The following is a 1894-nucleotide window of genomic DNA, read 5'->3' on the forward strand; positions in this document are numbered from 1 at the left end:
CCCATAAGACACGGGCTTTGCCATAGTACCTTTTTGACCGGAGGTACGATGAAACAAGCACAAAAACGCGCGCACTGGGCGGCGATCATTGAACAACAAAAGCAAAGCACAGTGTCCATCAAGCAGTTTTGCCAAGACAACGCTATTCCCTATCAAACTTTTTATTATTGGTCGAAGCGATTACGTGAGCACGAGCAAGCGCAAACCGTGCAGCCGGTCGTGGTCGAGGCATCCGGTCACTTACCAGGGGCGTCCGTCGTGCTTGTCTTTGCCAATGGCATTCGAGCCGAGTTACCCGCCACGCTCAACGCCGCGCAAATCAAACACTGGGTGGATGCACTGCAATGACCCCTTCTGGCAAGGTATTCTTGGTCTCTGGCGTCACCGACATGCGCAAGTCGATTGACGGTCTATCATTGATCGTGGCCGAGCAGCTTGAGATGGATCCCTTTAGTGAAGCCTGGTTTATCTTCTGTAATCGTGGTCGCGATAAGCTCAAAATCTTATTCTGGGATACCAATGGGTTTTGGCTGTATTACCGCCGCCTAGAAAAGGGCACCTTCAAGTGGCCTCGCCCAAGCCCTGACGGCGTGATCACACTGAGTAAACCGCAACTCCACTGGCTCCTATCGGGACTGTCACTGGAAAACAGTCACGGGCATCATCCTTTAAAGGGACTAGAAGTGTGACCCATGACAGTGATCATCATATTGCCCTTGAACGATCCTTTTGAGCCGTCAAACTTGTTGCCATTACACGGTAAGAAGATGACGCTCAATGACCGACCTCCCTGATGATATGTAAGCGGCCATTTCTCCCCACATTCAGATAACCACGATGACCTGATATTGATATAGCCCCTTCACTATCGGAGCTATATCATGACACGCGAAGACAAGATGCAACTTTGGCAAGAGCGCCTGCAGCACCACAAAGACAGTGAACTCACCATTGCTGCTTGGTGCGAGCTGCACCAAATTGCGCAGTCGCAGTTCTATTACTGGCAGAAAAAGCTCACAACACCCTCCACCGAGCCCGAGAGCGTCATTGTTCCGGTTCCGACGCTCTCATCCCCGATGGCTTTGGTCGTTGAAACGCCCGGCGGCTACCGGATCTCCGTCCATGACGCTTCGGCCATCGCGCTGTTACCGCAAGTCATGAAGTGCTTGCAATGATCCCTACACCAAGCGGTAATGTGTACCTGGCAACCGGGAGTACCGACATGCGCAAATCCATCAATACGCTAGGCTTATTGGTCGAAGATGTACTGGCGCTCGATCCGGTCGGGCCGCACTGGTTCGTGTTTTGCAATCGCCGCCGGGACAAACTGAAAATCCTACAGTGGGACACCAACGGGTTCTGGCTCCATTACCGCCGGCTGGAAAGCGGCACGTTCAAGTGGCCGAGGCACCCAGGCGATACCATCGCGATGGAAATCACGGCCAGACAACTGCGGTGGTTGCTGGACGGACTGAACTGGCAACATGCCGTGGCGCATCAGCCAATAAATGGGCGAAAAATGTCATAAAAAAGCGCAATAAAATGTGGCAAAAGCGGCTGTTTTTACTATACTTTTATCATGGAAAAGGAACTTGAAAAGCCCTCGGGCATCACCCCGGAAATCCAGACCTATATTGACGGTCTGGTGCAACATATCAGCCAACAATATGAATCCCGTATTGCTGCAATGTGGGAGCAGTTCCGGTTAGCCCAGGCCAAAAAGTACCTGCCGCAAAGTGAGAAGTTCCCCGCCCAAGGCTGCTTGTTCAACGAAGCGGAAACCCTGACCGACACCGGCCCATCCGATGACGAGCCGGAAATGGAAACCGTCACCTACACCCGCAAACGGGGCCGCAAGCCCATCAACCCGGACTTGCCCCGCGAGGTGATAGAA

General features: G+C 52.8%; 5 protein-coding genes. All 5 read left to right on the top strand.

Annotated features, from left to right (window positions below):
* The first annotated feature begins 48 nt into the window (after window positions 1-48).
* The gene (tnpA, locus tag DZ54_RS0117355; protein WP_025675502.1) at window positions 49-348 is read left to right on the top strand and encodes an IS66 family insertion sequence element accessory protein TnpA; all 300 of its coding nucleotides are present in this window, start codon (window positions 49-51) and stop codon (window positions 346-348) included.
* Window positions 345-689: an IS66 family insertion sequence element accessory protein TnpB gene (tnpB, locus tag DZ54_RS0117360; RefSeq protein WP_025675503.1), complete on the top strand. Its 345-nt coding sequence runs from the start codon at window positions 345-347 to the stop codon at window positions 687-689. Before tnpA (DZ54_RS0117355) ends, tnpB (DZ54_RS0117360) begins: the two co-directional genes overlap by 4 nt.
* Window positions 690-881: 192 nt before the next feature.
* Window positions 882-1175 carry an IS66 family insertion sequence element accessory protein TnpA gene (tnpA, locus tag DZ54_RS0117365; RefSeq protein ID WP_025675504.1) on the top strand — a complete coding sequence of 98 codons (294 nt, stop codon included), beginning with the start codon at window positions 882-884 and terminating at the stop codon, window positions 1173-1175.
* Window positions 1172-1528 carry an IS66 family insertion sequence element accessory protein TnpB gene (gene tnpB / locus DZ54_RS0117370; protein ID WP_025675505.1) on the top strand — a complete coding sequence of 119 codons (357 nt, stop codon included), beginning with the start codon at window positions 1172-1174 and terminating at the stop codon, window positions 1526-1528. The genes tnpA (DZ54_RS0117365) and tnpB (DZ54_RS0117370) overlap by 4 nt, the downstream gene beginning before the upstream one ends.
* A 51-nt stretch (window positions 1529-1579) precedes the next feature.
* A partial coding sequence (locus DZ54_RS23040) for an IS66 family transposase (protein ID WP_037355351.1) occupies window positions 1580-1894 on the top strand: 315 nt, incomplete at its 3' end.

Origin of the sequence: Salinivibrio socompensis S35 (assembly GCF_000513715.1) — a bacterium.
GTDB classification, from domain to species: Bacteria; Pseudomonadota; Gammaproteobacteria; order Enterobacterales; family Vibrionaceae; genus Salinivibrio; species Salinivibrio socompensis.

Excerpts from the sequence above, each read along its gene's own strand:
- tnpA (WP_025675502.1), top strand. The coding sequence starts at position 49 with ATGAAACAAGCACAAAAACGCGCGCACTGGGCGGCGATCATTGAACAA.
- tnpB (WP_025675503.1), top strand. The coding sequence starts at position 345 with ATGACCCCTTCTGGCAAGGTATTCTTGGTCTCTGGCGTCACCGACATG.
- tnpA (WP_025675504.1), top strand. The coding sequence starts at position 882 with ATGACACGCGAAGACAAGATGCAACTTTGGCAAGAGCGCCTGCAGCAC.
- tnpB (WP_025675505.1), top strand. The coding sequence starts at position 1,172 with ATGATCCCTACACCAAGCGGTAATGTGTACCTGGCAACCGGGAGTACC.